Annotated in this window: 14 protein-coding genes and 1 riboswitch; of the genes, 6 read left to right on the top strand and 8 right to left on the bottom strand. The window is 53.5% G+C overall.

The features are described from left to right. Position 1: 1 nt before the first annotated feature. Both MXMO3_RS04215 and MXMO3_RS04210 read right to left on the bottom strand, forming a co-directional pair. Positions 2-631: an FMN-binding negative transcriptional regulator gene (locus MXMO3_RS04215; RefSeq protein WP_117395041.1), complete on the bottom strand. Its 630-nt coding sequence runs from the start codon at positions 629-631 to the stop codon at positions 2-4. Then, entirely contained in the window at positions 609-1,319 is a 711-nt protein-coding gene (locus tag MXMO3_RS04210; RefSeq protein ID WP_117395040.1) for a thiamine diphosphokinase, read from the bottom strand. Before MXMO3_RS04210 ends, MXMO3_RS04215 begins: the two co-directional genes overlap by 23 nt. A 40-nt stretch (positions 1,320-1,359) precedes the next feature. Beyond that, positions 1,360-1,454, top strand: a riboswitch (TPP riboswitch). 70 nt (positions 1,455-1,524) lie between these two features. Here MXMO3_RS04210 and thiB point away from each other — a divergent pair. The 3 genes from thiB to MXMO3_RS04195 are packed head-to-tail and all read left to right on the top strand — an operon-like array spanning position 1,525 to position 4,802. Further along, positions 1,525-2,535 (top strand): thiamine ABC transporter substrate binding subunit, encoded by a 1,011-nt coding sequence (gene thiB, locus MXMO3_RS04205; protein ID WP_117395039.1) that lies wholly within the window; start codon positions 1,525-1,527, stop codon positions 2,533-2,535. Beyond that, complete coding sequence (locus MXMO3_RS04200; RefSeq protein WP_117395038.1) at positions 2,507-4,192, top strand: ABC transporter permease family protein; 1,686 nt, start codon at positions 2,507-2,509, stop codon at positions 4,190-4,192. The genes thiB and MXMO3_RS04200 overlap by 29 nt, the downstream gene beginning before the upstream one ends. Beyond that, positions 4,185-4,802, top strand: a complete 618-nt coding sequence (locus MXMO3_RS04195) for an ATP-binding cassette domain-containing protein (protein WP_205468074.1) — start codon at positions 4,185-4,187, stop codon at positions 4,800-4,802. Before MXMO3_RS04200 ends, MXMO3_RS04195 begins: the two co-directional genes overlap by 8 nt. A 1-nt stretch (position 4,803) precedes the next feature. On the opposite strand, the gene MXMO3_RS04190 is transcribed toward MXMO3_RS04195, so the two are convergent. Further along, positions 4,804-7,176, bottom strand: a complete 2,373-nt coding sequence (locus MXMO3_RS04190) for a hypothetical protein (protein WP_117395036.1) — start codon at positions 7,174-7,176, stop codon at positions 4,804-4,806. A gap of 60 nt (positions 7,177-7,236) precedes the next feature. Then, positions 7,237-8,529: an adenylosuccinate synthase gene (locus MXMO3_RS04185; RefSeq protein ID WP_117395035.1), complete on the bottom strand. Its 1,293-nt coding sequence runs from the start codon at positions 8,527-8,529 to the stop codon at positions 7,237-7,239. Between the two features lie 165 nt (positions 8,530-8,694). Here MXMO3_RS04185 and MXMO3_RS04180 point away from each other — a divergent pair, with 165 nt between their 5' ends. Together MXMO3_RS04180 and MXMO3_RS04175 are read left to right on the top strand one after the other, a co-directional pair. Further along, positions 8,695-9,705 carry a DMT family transporter gene (locus tag MXMO3_RS04180; protein WP_117395034.1) on the top strand — a complete coding sequence of 337 codons (1,011 nt, stop codon included), beginning with the start codon at positions 8,695-8,697 and terminating at the stop codon, positions 9,703-9,705. Further along, the gene (locus MXMO3_RS04175) at positions 9,692-9,907 is read left to right on the top strand and encodes a SlyX family protein (protein WP_117395033.1); all 216 of its coding nucleotides are present in this window, start codon (positions 9,692-9,694) and stop codon (positions 9,905-9,907) included. Before MXMO3_RS04180 ends, MXMO3_RS04175 begins: the two co-directional genes overlap by 14 nt. A 100-nt stretch (positions 9,908-10,007) precedes the next feature. Here MXMO3_RS04175 and serA read toward each other — a convergent pair whose 3' ends face one another. The 3 genes from serA to MXMO3_RS04160 form a co-directional block, all read right to left on the bottom strand. Then, complete coding sequence (gene serA / locus MXMO3_RS04170; RefSeq protein ID WP_036221860.1) at positions 10,008-11,591, bottom strand: phosphoglycerate dehydrogenase; 1,584 nt, start codon at positions 11,589-11,591, stop codon at positions 10,008-10,010. Positions 11,592-11,669: 78 nt separating this feature from the next. Beyond that, a complete protein-coding gene (locus tag MXMO3_RS04165; RefSeq protein WP_117395032.1) occupies positions 11,670-12,830 on the bottom strand; it encodes a phosphoserine transaminase in 1,161 nt (386 codons plus the stop codon). 170 nt (positions 12,831-13,000) lie between these two features. Further along, positions 13,001-13,693, bottom strand: coding sequence for an outer membrane protein (locus MXMO3_RS04160; RefSeq protein WP_027834945.1), 693 nt, complete (start codon positions 13,691-13,693; stop codon positions 13,001-13,003). A gap of 166 nt (positions 13,694-13,859) precedes the next feature. Between MXMO3_RS04160 and MXMO3_RS04155 the strand changes: the two genes are divergently transcribed. Beyond that, positions 13,860-14,795, top strand: a complete 936-nt coding sequence (locus MXMO3_RS04155) for a DMT family transporter (RefSeq protein ID WP_027834946.1) — start codon at positions 13,860-13,862, stop codon at positions 14,793-14,795. Between the two features lie 15 nt (positions 14,796-14,810). Here MXMO3_RS04155 and glmM read toward each other — a convergent pair whose 3' ends face one another. Further along, complete coding sequence (glmM, locus tag MXMO3_RS04150) at positions 14,811-16,154, bottom strand: phosphoglucosamine mutase (RefSeq protein WP_027834947.1); 1,344 nt, start codon at positions 16,152-16,154, stop codon at positions 14,811-14,813. Between the last annotated feature and the right edge of the window lie 103 nt (positions 16,155-16,257).

The raw sequence follows: 16,257 nt of genomic DNA, 5'->3' as shown, positions 1-16,257 counted from the left end.
TCTATTGTTTTGAGCTGATGAGGTCTGCCATATGCAGCGCCTCGTCATTGCCTTCCCCGCGCAATCCCGCAACAACGCCTTGCTGATCGGCGGCGGCACGATTTTGGCTGACTTTCCATTTGCCCACCATGTCGGTGATCCGCAATTCCACCCCGTAAATGCCCTTAAGCTGTCGCGTCGTAAACTCATCCGGCGCATCGTCAACAGACCATGGCGCGTCCCGCCCTGCTTCCATCTGATCGGTCAGGCCGTTCAGTTGCGATAACAGCCAGTCGGCATCCTCGTGAAACTGCAACGTGCCGCGCAAATGCGCCACCATATAATTATAGGTGGGCACCTCTTTGCCATGCTCTTTTTTGCCCGGATACCAGTTGGGGGTGATGTAGTGCGTCGGCCCTTGGAAAATCGCCAGCGCTTCTTGCCCGTCATCCATGCGCTTTATCAAATCATTGGCCCGCGCCAAATGCGCCAGCAAAACCGGCGCACCATTTTGCGTTTTCCAAATCATCGGCACATGATTGACAATCGGCACCCCCTCCCCATTGCAGGCCAACATGGCCAAGGGATGGCGTTGCACTAGTTGCTGCAACACCTCGGGTCGATCTTCCTTAAAAGCGGGGGGCTGATACATTTGACATCTCTATCTCAGTTAAAACGTCCAAAAACTGATTGGGCAAAATCAACAAATAGGGCTGAGCATGGTCACCATGGGGCACAATTTCAATGTTTGGCTCTACCGCACAATTGGAAGTGCTGATCACATCGCCCTGCGCCAAACATAGCCCATCAAGCGGATATGCCAACCCCTTGGAATAGTCCATTTCAATGGCCGACAGGGGATAAACGGATATCCGCGTCTCAACAGGCACATCAAACGAAACCGGGCCGGAAATCACCGCGATCACATCGGTTTCATCCACCAGGATCAGTTTTTTGGTCTGCCCGTATTTTTGTGCCGCATGTAATGCTGCCAAAGAATGGTCGAACCGTTTGCCGATCATGCCCAGGCAAATATAGGTCGGCGCCTTGGTTCGATAGAGGCATTTTTCAAAGTCCGTTGTGGCCTGTTCCGGCACATGCACAATCTGCGTTTCCTTCGGCAAATTATGCACGGGCACATATGAATCCATATCGCCAATGATCGCCGCAATCGGCACCCCGGCCGCCAGCGCCACATGCGCCGCCCCATCCGCTGCCACCACAGGATAGCCTTTGGCCACCAAGCGCTGCAGTTCGGCAATTTCAACGAACCCGCCGCCCAACACAACAACAGGCGTATCGTACTCTAACTCGGGAAAAACGTGGTTATCTTGCCGCATATTCGCTCTTGAATCTTATTCCATTTCAGATAGGTTGGCCCCTGTCTCACTGGGGTGCTCATACGATGAGCTGAGAATTCACCCATTGAACCTGAACCAGGTCATGCTGGCGGAGGGAGTTTGAGCGACACGGAACCAAGTTCCCGCCTTCAACTTTCCCCTTTCAAGCACGATCGCAATATGTCCTGTTTCCAAGGAGAAAGAAATGTCTTTTCAAAAAATCGGACTTGCGGCGCTTGTGGGCTTTTCAACCCTTGTTGCCGCCGCAACCGCGCAAGACAAGCCCACCCTCACCATTTACACCTATGACGGCTTTGCCGCAGATTGGGGCCCAGGGCCACAACTTAAAGCCGGATTTGAAGCAAACTGCGACTGCGAAGTTGATTTCGTTGGCGCTGATTCGTCAATTGGCGCCCTGCGCAAAGCGCAATTGGAAGGCCCAGGCACCAAAGCTGATATCATTCTGGGGCTAGACACCAGCGTTGCGGCCGAAGCCAAAAACACCGCATTGTTCGCTGACCACAATGTGGACCTTTCAGCGCTCGATCTGCCTGTGGACTATGGGTCGGACCAATTCGTGCCCTTCGACTATGGCTATTTTGCCTTCGTTTACGACAGCAGCAAAATCGAAACTCCACCATCTTCTTTCGAAGAATTGGCGGCAATGGACGACAATTTCAAAATTGCTGTTCAGGACCCACGTTCGTCCACCCCGGGCCTTGGCCTAGTGCTTTGGATGCAGGCAGCCAAAGGCGATCAAGCAGATGAGCTTTGGGCCGATATTGCGCCAAATATCCTGACCGTCACCAAAGGGTGGTCAGAAGCCTATAGCCTGTTCCTGGAAGGTGAAGTGGATATGGTGTTGTCTTACACCAGCTCCCCTTCCTACCACCGCATCGCGGAGGAAGAGGACAAATATCTGGCCGCACAGTTTGAAGAAGGCCACTATGTACAAGTGGAATTGGCTGGCATTCTGGAAAGCTCTGAGCAAAAGGATCTCGCCAGCGATTTCTTGCGCTTCTTGGTGAGCCAAGACGGCCAAAAAATCATTCCAACCACCAACTGGATGTTCCCAGTAGTGGCCCTGGATGATGGCCTGCCAGAAGGGTTCGACACCCCGTTGCCAGAAGAAAAAAGCCTGATCTTGGACGACGAGACAGTCGGGCAAAACACAAAGCAATATATTGATGACTTCTTTGCCGCAATCGGCCAATAATTCGACATCAACAAACGCGTCGCCGCCCCGTGCGGCGGCGCGTCTGCCTTTTAACTGGCGCTTCTTCAGTGGCCTACTGATCACCTTTTTTGTGTTCGCCACAATCTTTTTGGTGTTGTTCGTTATCGTCAATGCCGCGCAAAATCTGCCCTCAAATCAAAGTGCCCTCAGCGCCAATCTTTTGCACCTGTTGCGCATGAGCTCCATTCAAGCCGGGCTGTCGGTTTTCTTCTCGCTGATCGTTGGCGCATTCGCCGCGGTGGCGCTATATCGCTTACGCTTTAAAGGCAAAGGCCTCGCCCTCGCCCTGCTCTCGGCTGGTTTGGTGCTGCCCACCATCATTGTCGCCTTTGGCCTGCTGGCCGTTTGGGGGCGCGCCGGATGGTTGCGCGAAGGGGCAAAGGCACTTTTTGATTTCGATTTGAATTTTTCCATTTTCGGGCTGGTTGGCATCCTGATGGCCCACACCCTGCTCAACGGATCTTTCGCCGCGCGTTTATTCTATGACCGATTGGCCAGTACCCCGGCGACAAAATTGAAATTGGGCCGCTCTTTAAACCTCAGTCCCATGGCGCGCTTTCGCTATATCGAATGGCCAGCGCTGAAACCGGCTATCCCCGGCCTCGCCGCAACCATCTTCCTGATGTGCTTCACCTCATTTGCCCTTGTGCTGTTGCTGGGCGGCGGCCCAGCCAATGCCACTTTTGAGGTCGCGATTTTCGAAGCCGTGCGGCTCGACTTTGACCTAAATCGCGCCGCCCTTCTGGCCGCTACGCAGCTGCTTTTCTGCCTGATCATTATTGTGCCCGCCGCCAATTGGAATACCAAAAGCATGATGATTGGCGAAGCCAGCATGCAAAATCTGTGGCCAGCCATCGGTCGCGAAAAATGGATGCTGCTTGGCCTGCTCCTGCTGATCGCCGCATTTTATCTGACACCGCTTTTCGCCATTATCCAAAAGGCTATTTCGCCAGCGCTTATTCCATATTTGGGCCAAGAAAAGTTTTTGCGCGCCTTGCAAGCCAGCCTTACCATCGCCAGCGTCAGCGCAAGCCTCACGCTGGTTTTGGCCACGTTGCTGGCCACCGCCCGCGGCGAGCTGAAGCGCGCCGAAAAGCTGGGCACAGCGCGATGGCCCCGCCTGTTCCGCATGATTTTGGGCGCGCCAATCTTCGCCTATATGGCCATGCCCGCTATGGTCTTGGGCCTTGGCTTTTTTCTCATCACCCGCCATCTGGCGCTGCCCACAGAGGCAGTCGGCATATGGGTTCTGATTTTAGCCAACGCCCTGTTGGCGTTGCCACTGGCAAGCGCCGCCCTCACCCCATCCTATGAGAAATTGGCCAACCGCTATGGCAAACTGTCCATGTCCCTCAACATGACTGGATGGCAACGTTTCCGCCATATTGAATGGCCCTTGTCCCGTCGAGAGGCAGGCTATGTGTTTGCTTTAGGCTTCACCTTCTCCCTCGGCGATGTGGGGGTGATTGCCCTGTTCGGCACTGACGAATTTTCCACTTTGCCGTGGCTCATGTACCGTGCCTTAGGCAGCTACCGCTCCAACGACGCCGCGCTGATCGCAGGCATCCTCTTGGCGCTTGTGATTTTTAGTTTTTGGGCCCTGCCCCATCTGTTCAGGATTAAACGCCGTGCTTAATATCAACCAACTTCAGTTCAGCTATGGTCCTCAGGCGCCACAATATGACTTTTCATTGCAGGTTGAGGCGGGAGAAATATTGGGCATCTCGGGCAAAAGCGGCTCTGGCAAATCCACCCTTTTGGATTTGATCGCCGGGTTTTTGCGTGCGCAAAGCGGCCGCATCACCCTCGATGATCAAGAATTGGCGCCACTGCCCACAGAGCAACGCCCGATTTCGATCCTGTTTCAAAAAGACAATGTGTTTGAACACCTCACCGCACAAAAAAATGTTGAGCTGGGCCTCGACGAACCCAAAGGTGCGGATGCCCTATTGGCGCAAGTTGACCTGAACGGGTTTGAAAAATCCATATGTGCAGAGCTCTCAGGCGGGCAGCAGCAACGTGTGGCCCTGGCGCGCACCTTGGGGCGCGATCGCCCTATCTTGCTGCTTGACGAGCCGTTCTCCGCCCTTGATGACCAAACTGCAGACGAGATGCGGCAATTGGTGCGCCAGTTGGTGACCCAAAAAAAATGGCACACCATTTTGGTGAGCCATCATCAAAAAGATCTAACCGAATTGGCCACGCGGCAGCTCTCCCTTTCCCGGGGAAAGCTGCACGCGCTTTAGCCTAATTCTCGGCCCACTCGGCCAGCACTTCTTCGAACAATTCGGTGCCGCGTGCGCCTTTTTCGAGCGTCAATATAGCTTTGCGCCCCGTGCCATAAATCAAGGGAAGATCCAGCCAACCATTTTGACCCAGCAGTTCGATGTTGCGGGCAACATCATTTTCCGCGCCGCTCATGGCGAACAGGAACGAATTATCGACAATCCGCACGGAGGCACCCACCAATGTGGTGCCCTGCGCCAATTCTTGGTTTTTCATCAAGACGCCAGGCAGGCTAGCAATGCTGCCGCCCAAGAAGCTGTCTGTGACGCTAAAGTTCACTTCGATCAAATGACTTGCTGGCAGCGCTTCATCGCTATTCTTGCGGATCAACACATCGACCGACAAATTACGCGCTGGTATGGACGCCACGGCCCGGATGGTTGGTAAGCCCAACTCATCAACTTCACGCGACCATTCTGTTTGGCCGGAAAACGGCACCGCACCGCCGGAGCCGCTCGTTTGCTCCTCGATCAACAAGGATTGTGCGCCCGCCGCAGCGGCTTGCGTATTCGGGTCTTCCACATTCAACGGATTTTCAGGCGTCTCATCTGTCGCCGTCGTATCGTCAGCGCTGGGCAACCGCGCGTCATCATTGGTCGCCGTATCCGTGCTCTCATCTGCTGGCGTGTCGCTCGTTGTCGGCGTTTCCGCCACATCTGTTGTCGCGCTGTCGTCCGTTGTCGGCGTGCTATCATCCGGGTTGGTTACATTGTCATCAGCAGTAACAGGGGCATCGCCCTCATCCGCAGCGGCCGGGCTATCATCCACCTCGGGGGTCAAGCGTGCCGTATTGCTTTCAACTGGCGTCGATGTTTCCGTATTTCCTGGCGTGACATCACGCACATTCGTTTCGGATGGCGTGTCCACTTGATCGCTAGGCTGGTCATCATTTGCCGTTGCGTCATCTGCAGGTTCGCCCACGATAAATTCACTCAACCCGACCTGTTTGAAGATGGGATCAAGATTGACATAACCTTCGCGCCACGCCCAATATGTGCCGCCGCCCAACAGCGCGATCAGCAACACAAAAACGCCGAAAAACACCAAAAGACCGCCACCGCCGCCAGTTTGTTCATCTTCAACAAACTCCGGGCTGTCTTCAATCATCTCTGGTTCGTCGCGGGTCGCCGCAGTGATCGTACCTGATGAACTTTCATCCATCAGCGCTTCATCAGCATCGGCATCATGTTTGCCTTCAGCTTCGCGGTCCAAAGCCATCAGCGCACGATCAATCGCCGCTTGCGCGTCGTCATTGTCGGCATCTGCAGTGCTGGGATCATCAAGGTCCACATCGACTTCGCGCACGCTTGAGAGCGCTGCCTCAATGTTCGTGCTTGACGATGGCTTATCGGCGCTCACATTCGGGATGGGCGCATCTACCGCCGCAGCGGCGCGCGCTTGCGCAATGACATCATCTACACTGGACGCACGATAATCATTTTGATCGTCGGTGGACGTTTCCAGCTGTTCAACCAAATCATCGATTGATGTTTCGTCCGACGTCTCTTCTACATCCTGAAGGGGCGCTTCAACATCGTCGTCTTGCGCTTCTTCAGCATCATCATTAGCGCTGCCATCCACCTGCTCCTCAGCAACATCCGCATCCTCGGTAGTAGAATGGTCAGGCTCCAAAACATCAGAAGATTTGGGCGCTTCTGTCGGCGCGTCATCGCTTTCTGCAGCTGTGTCTTGTTCGGCAACATCTGCGTCGTCTAAAGCTGCATCTGAAATCTCATCATCAGTGGCTTCAGTCTCGGCTGCAAAATCTTCGCCAATTGGCGCTTGCTCAAAACTATCGTCAACGCTCTCTTCGTCCACTATGTGCTCAGCGGCGGCATTATCATCCGAAGCAGGTTCGGCGGCGTCATCTTGCGGAACAACTTCTTCTGCAACTGCAGGTTCTTCGTCTGCAGAGATATCCTCTGGCGCGGCCTCTGTTATGTCCTCTTCCGGTGCCGCGGCAACAGGTTCATCCTCAGCTTCCGGCTCAACATCTATGTCCTCAGGCGAAGGCGCAGCGTCCATGGCCGCATCTTCTTGCGCTTCTTCAGCTGTTGAAGGTTCGGGTGCCGTCTCTTCCACGACCTCTTCTTGCTCGCGATGCGACAGGCCTTGCAGAAGTTTTTCAGTCGCTTCCTGTTCAACCTGGCGAATACAATCCTCCAAGGTCAAACGGTGCTGCGTGATATCACGCGGGGGAATGGGCGGGTCAATCGCATGCAATTGCGTCACCAGCGCAGAACGCGCTTTTTCGTAAACAGCCCGTCGGGCTGTGCCGTTATTCTCCGGCAAGGCGTCAATCGCCCGGCGCAAAAGCTCTCTATAATCTGCCATTAGCTACTCAAACTCATTCCCCTGGGATATTAACCCCTTATTAGTTGTAGCGAAAAAAACTTAGTCTTGAAAAGGGTCATGCACCAAAATGCTGTCTAAACGCTCCGGAGATGTGGATAGAACCGCAACAGGGGTGCCGATCAACTCTTCGATCCGCCGTACATATTTCACTGCTTCTGCTGGCAAATCCGCCCACGAACGTGCGCCCGCTGTGGTGCCTTGCCAACCTGCCAGGGTCTCATAAATTGGCTGCACATTTGCTTGGCCCTGCATGGTGGAGGGCAAATAATCGATCCGCTCGCCATCCAATTCATAACCAACGCAAACTTTGATTTCTTCCATACCATCCAAAACATCAAGCTTGGTTAAGGCGATGCCATTGATGCCAGAAACCTGAACTGTTTGTTTCACCAAAACCGCATCAAACCAACCGCAACGCCGCTTACGGCCCGTGTTTACGCCCCACTCATGGCCTTTTTCGCCGAGATATTCGCCAATGTCATTCAATTGTTCAGTGGGGAAAGGTCCTTCACCCACACGCGTGGTGTAGGCTTTGGTGATGCCCAAAACATAATCCAAAGCGCCAGGCCCAAGCCCTGACCCGTTGGCCGCCTGGCCACCAATGGTGTTGGACGAGGTCACAAACGGGTAGGTGCCGTGCTCAATATCCAGCAACGCCCCTTGCGCGCCTTCAAACAAGATGCGTTTGCCATCGCGGCGCATTTGGTTCAATCGTTCCCAAACCCGGCCAGCAAAAGGCAGCACTTCGTCAGCCACTTCCATCAATTCATCATAGATGGTCTCGGCTTTCATTTCGTCAATACCCAAGCCGCGACGCAAAGCATTGTGGTGACGCAACAAGCGCTCAATCTTGGTTTTCAAAACCTCAGGATCAGCCAAGTCAGCCACGCGGATGGCCCGACGGCCCACTTTATCCTCATAAGCAGGGCCCATGCCGCGCTTGGTGGTGCCGATCTTCAGACCCGCATTTGAATTTTCGCGGAAGCTATCCAGCTCGCGGTGCAGCGACAGGATCAAACACGCATTATCCGCCACCATCAAATTCTCAGGCGAAATCGCCACCCCTTGCCCGCGCAACAGCGCCAGCTCTTTGACGAAATGGTGCGGGTCAACCACAACACCATTGCCAATCACGGAGAATTTGCCCGGGCGCACAACGCCAGACGGCAACAATGCTGTTTTATACGTGACCCCATCGATCACCAAAGTATGGCCGGCATTGTGACCGCCTTGGAACCGCACCACAACATCGGCGCGTTCGCTCAACCAGTCTACAATCTTGCCTTTGCCTTCATCGCCCCACTGGGAGCCGATCACAACAACATTTGCCATTTAAACTATTTCTCCTTCGCGATCAGTTTCATTGACATAGGATTGGGACAGAATAATGCCCAAAAAGATACCCATTGCCCGCAAAAGCTGATCTTTCGGTTCACTTGGGTGTTTAGAACCGGTTCAAAACCTGATAAGCGAAGCTGATATAGCAAAAGTGAACCTATGACAAAACCACAATCCGCAGTAAACGTAAGAAAAAATCCCTTCCATCAACTGTTTAATCAGCCCTACGTGCTTTTGGTGCTGACCTCCCTGTTTTGGGGCGGCAATATGGTGGCTGGAAAATTGGCCGTGGGCGATATTGAACCCACCAGCCTGATTGCGGGTCGTTTTGCTTTGGGTTTCTTGATCATCTTGCCGTTTGCTTGGCCGCATTTGAGAAATGATCTGCCCGTATTGATCAAAAAAACCTGGCTGCTGGCCGCTTATGGCGCTGTTGGCTTTGCTGGTTTCAACCTCTTTCTTTACTTGGGCGCCAAACACACCACAGCGGTGAATGGTGCCATCGAGCAGGCCTCCATCCCCATGATGGTGATGCTCGCCAATTTTGTTTTGTTCAGACAACGCGCCTACCCGCTACAACTGTTGGGTGTTGTGCTCACCCTCGTGGGCGTCATCTATGTGGCCACAGCGGGCAACCCGATGCGCTTGGCCCGCATGGATATCAATATTGGTGACGGACTGATCCTCATCGCCTGCGTCATATATGCGTCTTACTCTGTCACCTTGCGCTATCGCCCAACGGTACACTGGATGACCTTTTTGGCGGTCACCTTCTTTTTCGCCACCCTTGGCGCACTGTTCTATCAAATCTTTTTAGGTGGCCTGCCCGCCTTTGTGTCCGGCATTGGCGACATCACGCTGCTCGGCTGGGTATTGGTGATCTATACTGGCCTTTTCCCCTCGATCCTCTCGCAGCTTTTTTATGCCCGCGGGGTGGAGCTGATCGGCGCCAACCGCGCCAGCCTGTTCATCAATGCGCTGCCCCTTTTTGGGGCTGTCCTTTCGGTCATCATCATCGGCGAAGCGCTTCAGACCTACCATTTTGTTGCAGCAGTCTTCATTATTTCAGGCATCACCATGGCCGAATATGCGGTGCGCACCGCCAAAAAACGCGAAGCCTTGAAAGCCGCGATGGAAGAGGAGAAAGAGTCGGATAATGAGCGAACATAAAGAATTGTTAGAGCGCATTGAAACCTTGGAAATGCGCGTGGCCTATCAAGAGCAAACAATCGATGATCTAAACCAAACCATCACCAAGCAATGGACCGAGTTTGACAAACTCAACCGCGAAATCGCCAAGCTCTATGCGCAAATGCAAGAGATCGATAATGGCGGCAGCGGTGAGATCGATGAGCGCCCACCACATTATTGAGCTGAAAATGAAATAGGGAAAGCCTGCTCAACCACGCTTTCCCTACCCTCATTAGATGCGCGCTGCAGCGCGCATCGGCTGAATTTCTAGTCTAAAGGACTTAGAATTTTAGTGACTTGGCCTGCTTTACGCCTTCCAGCGCGGCAATGGTGGCCAATTGCTTGTCGCTCAACTCACCGTCAATATTGATCAAAGCAATGGCGTCACCGCCGCTTTCTACACGACCCAAGTTGAAGTTGGCGATATTGACGCCTTCATTGCCCAACAAAGTGCCCAAACGGCCGATAAAGCCAGGCTTGTCTTCATTGGTGATGTAAAGCATGGCCGGCGTGATTTCCGCTTCCATATTCACGCCCTTCACCTGGATCAAGCGTGGCTTGCCATCCGCAAACACGGTGCCGGCGACTGAACGTTCCTGCCGCTCGGTAATCACAGTCAGGCGGATATAGTTTTCATAGGCGCCCTGCTGTTCGCGATTGACGGTTTCCACGTGCATACCACGGTCTTTCGCCAATACCGGCGCGGACACCATGTTCACATCGCCCAACAATGGCTTGAGCACACCGGTGAGCAAGGCAGAAACCATCGGCTTGGTATTGAGATCGGCCACATGGCCTTCAAACTCAATCCGCACGCCTTTAATGCCGCTCTCGGTCAATTGCCCCGCAAAGCTGCCCAGCATTTCCGCCAGTTTCACAAATGGCATCAAGCGTGGCGCTTCTTCCGCAGAGATTGAAGGGAAGTTCAACGCATTGGAAATGGCCCCATGCATCAAATAGGCACTCATTTGCTCGGCCACTTGCAATGCCACATTTTCCTGCGCCTCATTGGTAGACGCGCCAAGGTGTGGTGTGGCAATCAGATTTGGTGCCTCAAACAATGGATTATCGGTGGCGGGTTCCACCTCAAACACATCCATGGCGGCGCCAGCAAGCTTGCCGCTTTCCAGAGCCTCTTTTAGCGCGACCTCATCAACCAAACCACCGCGGGCACAGTTGATCAGGCGGGCACCAGTTTTCATCTTGGCGATATTCTCAGCGCTAATGATGCCGCGTGTCGCGTCGGTTAGCGGCGTATGCAAAGAGATAAAATCGGCCCGCGCCAGCAGCTCATCGAGCTCGACCTTTTCAACGCCCAGATCAAGCGCACGTTCCGGTGTCAAAAACGGATCGAACGCGATCACTTTCATCTTAAGGCCTTGGGCCCGGTCAGCAACGATAGCACCAATATTGCCGCAGCCAATAATGCCCAGCGTTTTGGCGGTCACTTCCACGCCCATAAACTTGGACTTTTCCCACTTGCCCGCACGCGTAGATGCATCAGCAGCTGGGATTTGACGGGCCAAGGACAGCAGCAAAGAAATGGCATGTTCCGCAGTGGTAATGGAGTTGCCAAAAGGCGTGTTCATCACAATGATGCCTTTGGCGGTGGCTTGTGGGATATCCACATTGTCCACGCCAATACCGGCGCGACCAACAACTTTCAAATTGTCGGCGGCCGCAATCACTTTCTCGGTCACCTTGGTGGCGGAACGAATGGCCAAGCCATCATACTGGCCGATGATTTCAAGCAATTTTTCTTTGTCTTTGCCCACATCAGGCAAAAAATCTACATCCACGCCATTGTCGCGGAAAATTTGTACAGCTGTTTCGCTCAGCTTGTCGGATACGAGAACCTTAGGCATAGGAGCCTCCATAAATGTCAAAATTTTGGGAAAAAGGCTGGCGGTTTTCCGTCAGCCGGTCTTCTCTTTAGGAGGCGCCTAAAGCGCCGCTTTTTCTGCCGCAAAAGCAAAATCGAGCCAATGGGTCAAGGCTTCCAAATCGGCTGTCTCAACCGTGGAACCGGCCCAAATCCGCAAGCCCGCTGGGGCATCGCGATAGGCCCCAATGTCGAAGGCCACGCCTTCTTGATCCAGCCGCGTGGCAATCGCCTTGGCGAATTTGGCTTGGGTGTCTGCATCAAGCGCGGTGATCTCAGGATCAACGATCTTTAAGCACACAGACGTGTTGGACCGCGTTTCAGGCACCTCAGCCAGATTGGCCACCCAATCCGTTGCTTCAACCCATGCATTCAACAGGTTGAAATTGGCGTCAGCCCGCTTTTGCAAGCCATTGTCACCCAACGTTTTCGCCCATTCCATGGCGTCGATTGCATCTTCAATCACCATCAAGGATGGCGTGTTGATCGTCGCGGCCTCGAAAATACCTTCGATCAGCTTGCCGCCTTTGGTTAGGCGGAAAATTTTGGGCAATGGCCGATCCGGCGCATAATTTTCCAAACGCTCAACCGCACGAGGAGAAAGAATGATCACGCCATGAGCACCTTCGCCGCCCAGCACTTTTTGCCAAGAAAAAGTGGTGACATCCAACTTTGCGAAATCAAGCTCTTGCGCGAATGCAGCAGAGGTCGCATCGCAAATGCTCAGACCTTCGCGGTCCGCATCAATCCAATCTGCATTTGGCACACGCACACCTGAGGTGGTGCCGTTCCAAGTAAAGACCACATCGCGGGTCCAATCCACTTGGCCAAGGTCAGGGAGTTTGCCGTAATCCGCATCAAGCACACGCACATCGTCCAGCTTGAGCTGCTTGACCACATCGGTAACCCAGCCAGCGCCAAAGCTTTCCCACGCCAGCATATCAACGCCGCGTTCGCCCAGCATGGACCACAGAGCCATCTCAACCGCACCTGTGTCAGATGCAGGCACGATGCCGATGCGATAATCATCAGGAACGTTGAGCAATTCACGCGTCAAATCAATCGCATATTGAATGCGAGCCTTCGCAGGCTTGGCGCGGTGAGAGCGACCCAACAAATTGTCATTGAGAAATTCAGGTGTCCAACCAGGACGTTTTGTGCACGGCCCAGATGAGAATCTGGGATTCGCCGGGCGCACGTCCGGCTTCAAAATATCTGTCATGTTGCTACCCTTTCAGATAGGCGCCCCTCGTTGGGGAGGGGTGGCCCACTGACGGGGATAGTGGCAATCGAACGCCGCGTCAACGCTTTTTATTGTCCGACAAAAACAGCCACGCAACAAAAAACCCCGGCGCAAGGTCCGGGGTTTTTCAAATCGATAATCGCTAAAGCTTAGTAGAAGCGGTAGCGAACGCTGGCGCGAATTTCGTGAGCAACAGCGTCTTGCACCCACATGCCAGACCCTTGGGTTGAGAACCCTTTGTGCCACAATGCACGGTAGCCGATATCGGCAACAGCAGCGCCCATATCATAGGCAACACCAGCCATCACAGCACCGGCCCAAGAGCGGTTACCCGCACCTGCAGCGAGATCTGGGTTGGTCGCATGTGTCGCGGAAGTGTAGTGCCAGGCTTTACCCAAGCCAGCGCCGACATAACCCTGCCAGCCACCATCTGCACTTAGGCCCACGCCGCCCAAATCAAAATCATAATAAACGTTTGCCAACGCCACGGTTGAGCGCAAATCTGCTGAATAGCCATTTGCGGTCAAACCGGTATTCCGCAACCAATCAATGGTCAAATCCGTACGGAAACCGTTGCCGAACTCATAACCAGCACCTGCACCAAGGCTGTAGCCCCAGCCCATGTCAGTTGGTGTAGCCGAGTTTGGACATGGACAAAACTCTACATTGCGCGCCCACATTGCGTTGCCCGCAACAGAGCCGCGCAAATAAAACGCACCGGAAAGGCCGTAATCTACTTCTGGCAATTCAGGCTCAGGCTGAGGCCAATCGGCGGCCAAAGCGCTCGTTCCAAACATTGAGGCAACTGCAAACAGGGCAGCTCCAATCCACTTAAGCATCATTCTAATCCTTCTACGCAAGCCACTTTTCTTGACTTTCCGAGAAAGAGTATCGACGCTTTTTCTTAAAACGCACTTAACCTAAATATTTAACCCTAATATTTTTCAAATTACTCTGTTATGTTAAGATTCTCTCCCCGAACTATTTCTCCACTGTTCAAGGCCCGACATGACCACACAATCGCGCACCATCGGCGACTGGATTTTCCTTTTATTTCTGGTACTTGTGTGGGGCAGCTCCTTCGCAACCATCAAATTTGCGATCGACTACTTCACCCCGTTTTGGATTGCCGCCATACGACTCACAATAGCTGCAATCTTAATGATTTTATTTGCGTTTTGGCGCGGCGTCAGCCTGCCAAAAGGCAAAAAACAATGGCTCGCTTGCGCGGTAATGGGCAGTTTGGGCACGGCAATGCCGTTCATGCTGATCAATTATGCAAGCCAATATATTCCCTCATCCATCGCGGGATTGATGATGGCCACTGTACCCATCCAAGTGATGCTTTTGTCGCTAATTTTTTTACCTGCAGAACGCGCAACGCCCATTCGATTACTGGGCCTTTTGTGCGGCTTTTTGGGGGTTGCAGCGGTCATCCTGGGCAATGGGGCCGAAGAAACAGCAGCGGCCGCCTTTTCCCTGCTGCCTTTTATCTTGCTGGTCATTGCAACCGGCGGGTATGCCAGCAATGGCATGATTTCGCGCAACGTGCTGGAAATGCCAGCCATGACCAAATCTCTCGGCGTGTTGATATTCGCCTCAATCACCGCAACCATATGCGCCTTGATTTTTGAGCCCTTGCCGCAATCTGTGCCAATCAGCGGGTGGTCCGCTGTGATTTATCTGGCGATTTTGCCAACATGGGCCACAACCATTGTGCTCTATCGCCTGCTCGACAACACCACGGCTGCCTTTGTCGCCCAGTCCAACTATTTAATTCCCGCAGCCTCAATCATATTTGGCGCAATCTTGTTTGGTGAACGCTTGGCCGCATTGCAATTTGTGGGCTTTGGATTGATTCTTTTCGGGGTTGCCGTATCCGAGGGCGTCATCCGGCGTCGGCGCAAAAAAAAGCGGCAGTATCCACCGCCGCCTTCCGCTTAAATCTGCGGGTGTGGCTTAGGCCACGCCCTCAATAATCTGGGCAATATCGCCCACGACTTGTTTGACAAGCCCCTCATCATCGCCTTCGCCCATAACGCGGATCAAAGGTTCTGTACCTGACGGACGGATCACCAGGCGGCCTGTTGCACCCAGCTTTTGTTCGCCACTGGCAATGGCCTTTATCACCCGATCATCATGCAAGGGTGTGCCGCCAGAAATGCGCACATTGGTCAAAAGCTGCGGCACAAGATCAAACATCTTGCAGACCTCAGAAACAGGACGCTGGCGCTTTTGTACCAGGCTCATCACTTGCAGCGCCGAAACAAGACCGTCACCTGTTGTTGAAAAATCTGACAGAATGATGTGGCCGGATTGCTCACCGCCCATATTGTAGCCACCCGAACGCATGCGCTCGAGCACATAACGGTCGCCAACCTTGGTGCGTTCAAGCCGCAAATGATTGTCACTCAAGCACCGTTCAAGGCCGAGATTGGACATGATGGTAGCGACAATGCCGCCCCCGTTCAGCCATTCAAGCTCATGCCAATAAAGGGCCAAAGCGGCCATCAGCTGGTCGCCATCGACAATCTGCCCTTTTTCATCAACGATCACAACGCGATCCGCGTCGCCATCTAGGGCAATGCCAATATCAGCGCCTTCTTCGACCACCCGTTTGCACAGTGCTTCCGGGGCAGTAGAGCCGCAATCCTTATTGATGTTAAAGCCATCGGGCTCAACACCCATCGCAATGACCTCTGCGCCCAGTTCCCAGAGCGCTTCTGGTGCTGTCTTGTATGCGGCACCATTGGCGCAATCGACAACAATTTTAAGGCCCGTGAAGTCCGTGTGGCGCGGCAGTGTGCGCTTGGCAAATTCGGTATAGCGGGTGGTTACCTCGTTAATCCGTCTGGCGCGGCCGATTTCCCGGCCCTGCGTCAACCCGGCGGACACGCCTTTTTCCACCAGCGCTTCAATCTTTTCCTCGATCTCGTCAGACAGCTTAAATCCGTCGGGCTGGAAAAACTTGATGCCATTATCTTCAAATGGATTATGGGAGGCGGAAATCATCACGCCCAAATCAGCCCGCAATGAGCGGGTCAACATGGCCACTGCTGGGGTCGGCACCGGGCCAAGCAAATAGACATCCATACCCACAGATGTAAAACCGCCGGTCAGGGCATATTCGATCATATAGCCGGAACGCCGCGTATCCTTGCCAATCACCACGCGATGCTGGTGATCGCCGCGACGAAACGCCATCCCGGCAGCTTGGCCAACGCGCATGGCGAGATCTGGCGTCAGCTTATCGCCGTTTGCCTTCCCCCGAATACCGTCTGTTCCAAAATATTTACGTGCCATAAACCCATCCAATTGCGATAGGCCACGCCTATCCGTTCGAAAATACAAAACTCAAAATACGAGTTAAACAAAAACCAAATCTAAATTATGGCAATAATACCTT

Source organism: Maritalea myrionectae (assembly GCF_003433515.1).
Lineage (GTDB): Bacteria > Pseudomonadota > Alphaproteobacteria > Rhizobiales > Devosiaceae > Maritalea > Maritalea myrionectae.
The sequence above is the reverse complement of the archived record's forward strand: the minus strand, read 5'-3'. Positions and strand labels throughout refer to the sequence as shown.

What these genes read in the sequence shown, in the direction of transcription:
- MXMO3_RS04185 (WP_117395035.1), bottom strand. Translation starts at nt 8,529, where the DNA reads ATGGCAAATGTTGTTGTGATCGGCTCCCAGTGGGGCGATGAAGGCAAA.
- thiB (WP_117395039.1), top strand. Translation starts at nt 1,525, where the DNA reads ATGTCTTTTCAAAAAATCGGACTTGCGGCGCTTGTGGGCTTTTCAACC.
- MXMO3_RS04190 (WP_117395036.1), bottom strand. Translation starts at nt 7,176, where the DNA reads ATGGCAGATTATAGAGAGCTTTTGCGCCGGGCGATTGACGCCTTGCCG.
- MXMO3_RS04200 (WP_117395038.1), top strand. Translation starts at nt 2,507, where the DNA reads ATGACTTCTTTGCCGCAATCGGCCAATAATTCGACATCAACAAACGCG.
- MXMO3_RS04180 (WP_117395034.1), top strand. Translation starts at nt 8,695, where the DNA reads ATGACAAAACCACAATCCGCAGTAAACGTAAGAAAAAATCCCTTCCAT.
- MXMO3_RS04215 (WP_117395041.1), bottom strand. Translation starts at nt 631, where the DNA reads ATGTATCAGCCCCCCGCTTTTAAGGAAGATCGACCCGAGGTGTTGCAG.
- MXMO3_RS04160 (WP_027834945.1), bottom strand. Translation starts at nt 13,693, where the DNA reads ATGATGCTTAAGTGGATTGGAGCTGCCCTGTTTGCAGTTGCCTCAATG.
- MXMO3_RS04210 (WP_117395040.1), bottom strand. Translation starts at nt 1,319, where the DNA reads ATGCGGCAAGATAACCACGTTTTTCCCGAGTTAGAGTACGATACGCCT.
- MXMO3_RS04165 (WP_117395032.1), bottom strand. Translation starts at nt 12,830, where the DNA reads ATGACAGATATTTTGAAGCCGGACGTGCGCCCGGCGAATCCCAGATTC.
- MXMO3_RS04175 (WP_117395033.1), top strand. Translation starts at nt 9,692, where the DNA reads ATGAGCGAACATAAAGAATTGTTAGAGCGCATTGAAACCTTGGAAATG.
- serA (WP_036221860.1), bottom strand. Translation starts at nt 11,591, where the DNA reads ATGCCTAAGGTTCTCGTATCCGACAAGCTGAGCGAAACAGCTGTACAA.
- glmM (WP_027834947.1), bottom strand. Translation starts at nt 16,154, where the DNA reads ATGGCACGTAAATATTTTGGAACAGACGGTATTCGGGGGAAGGCAAAC.
- MXMO3_RS04155 (WP_027834946.1), top strand. Translation starts at nt 13,860, where the DNA reads ATGACCACACAATCGCGCACCATCGGCGACTGGATTTTCCTTTTATTT.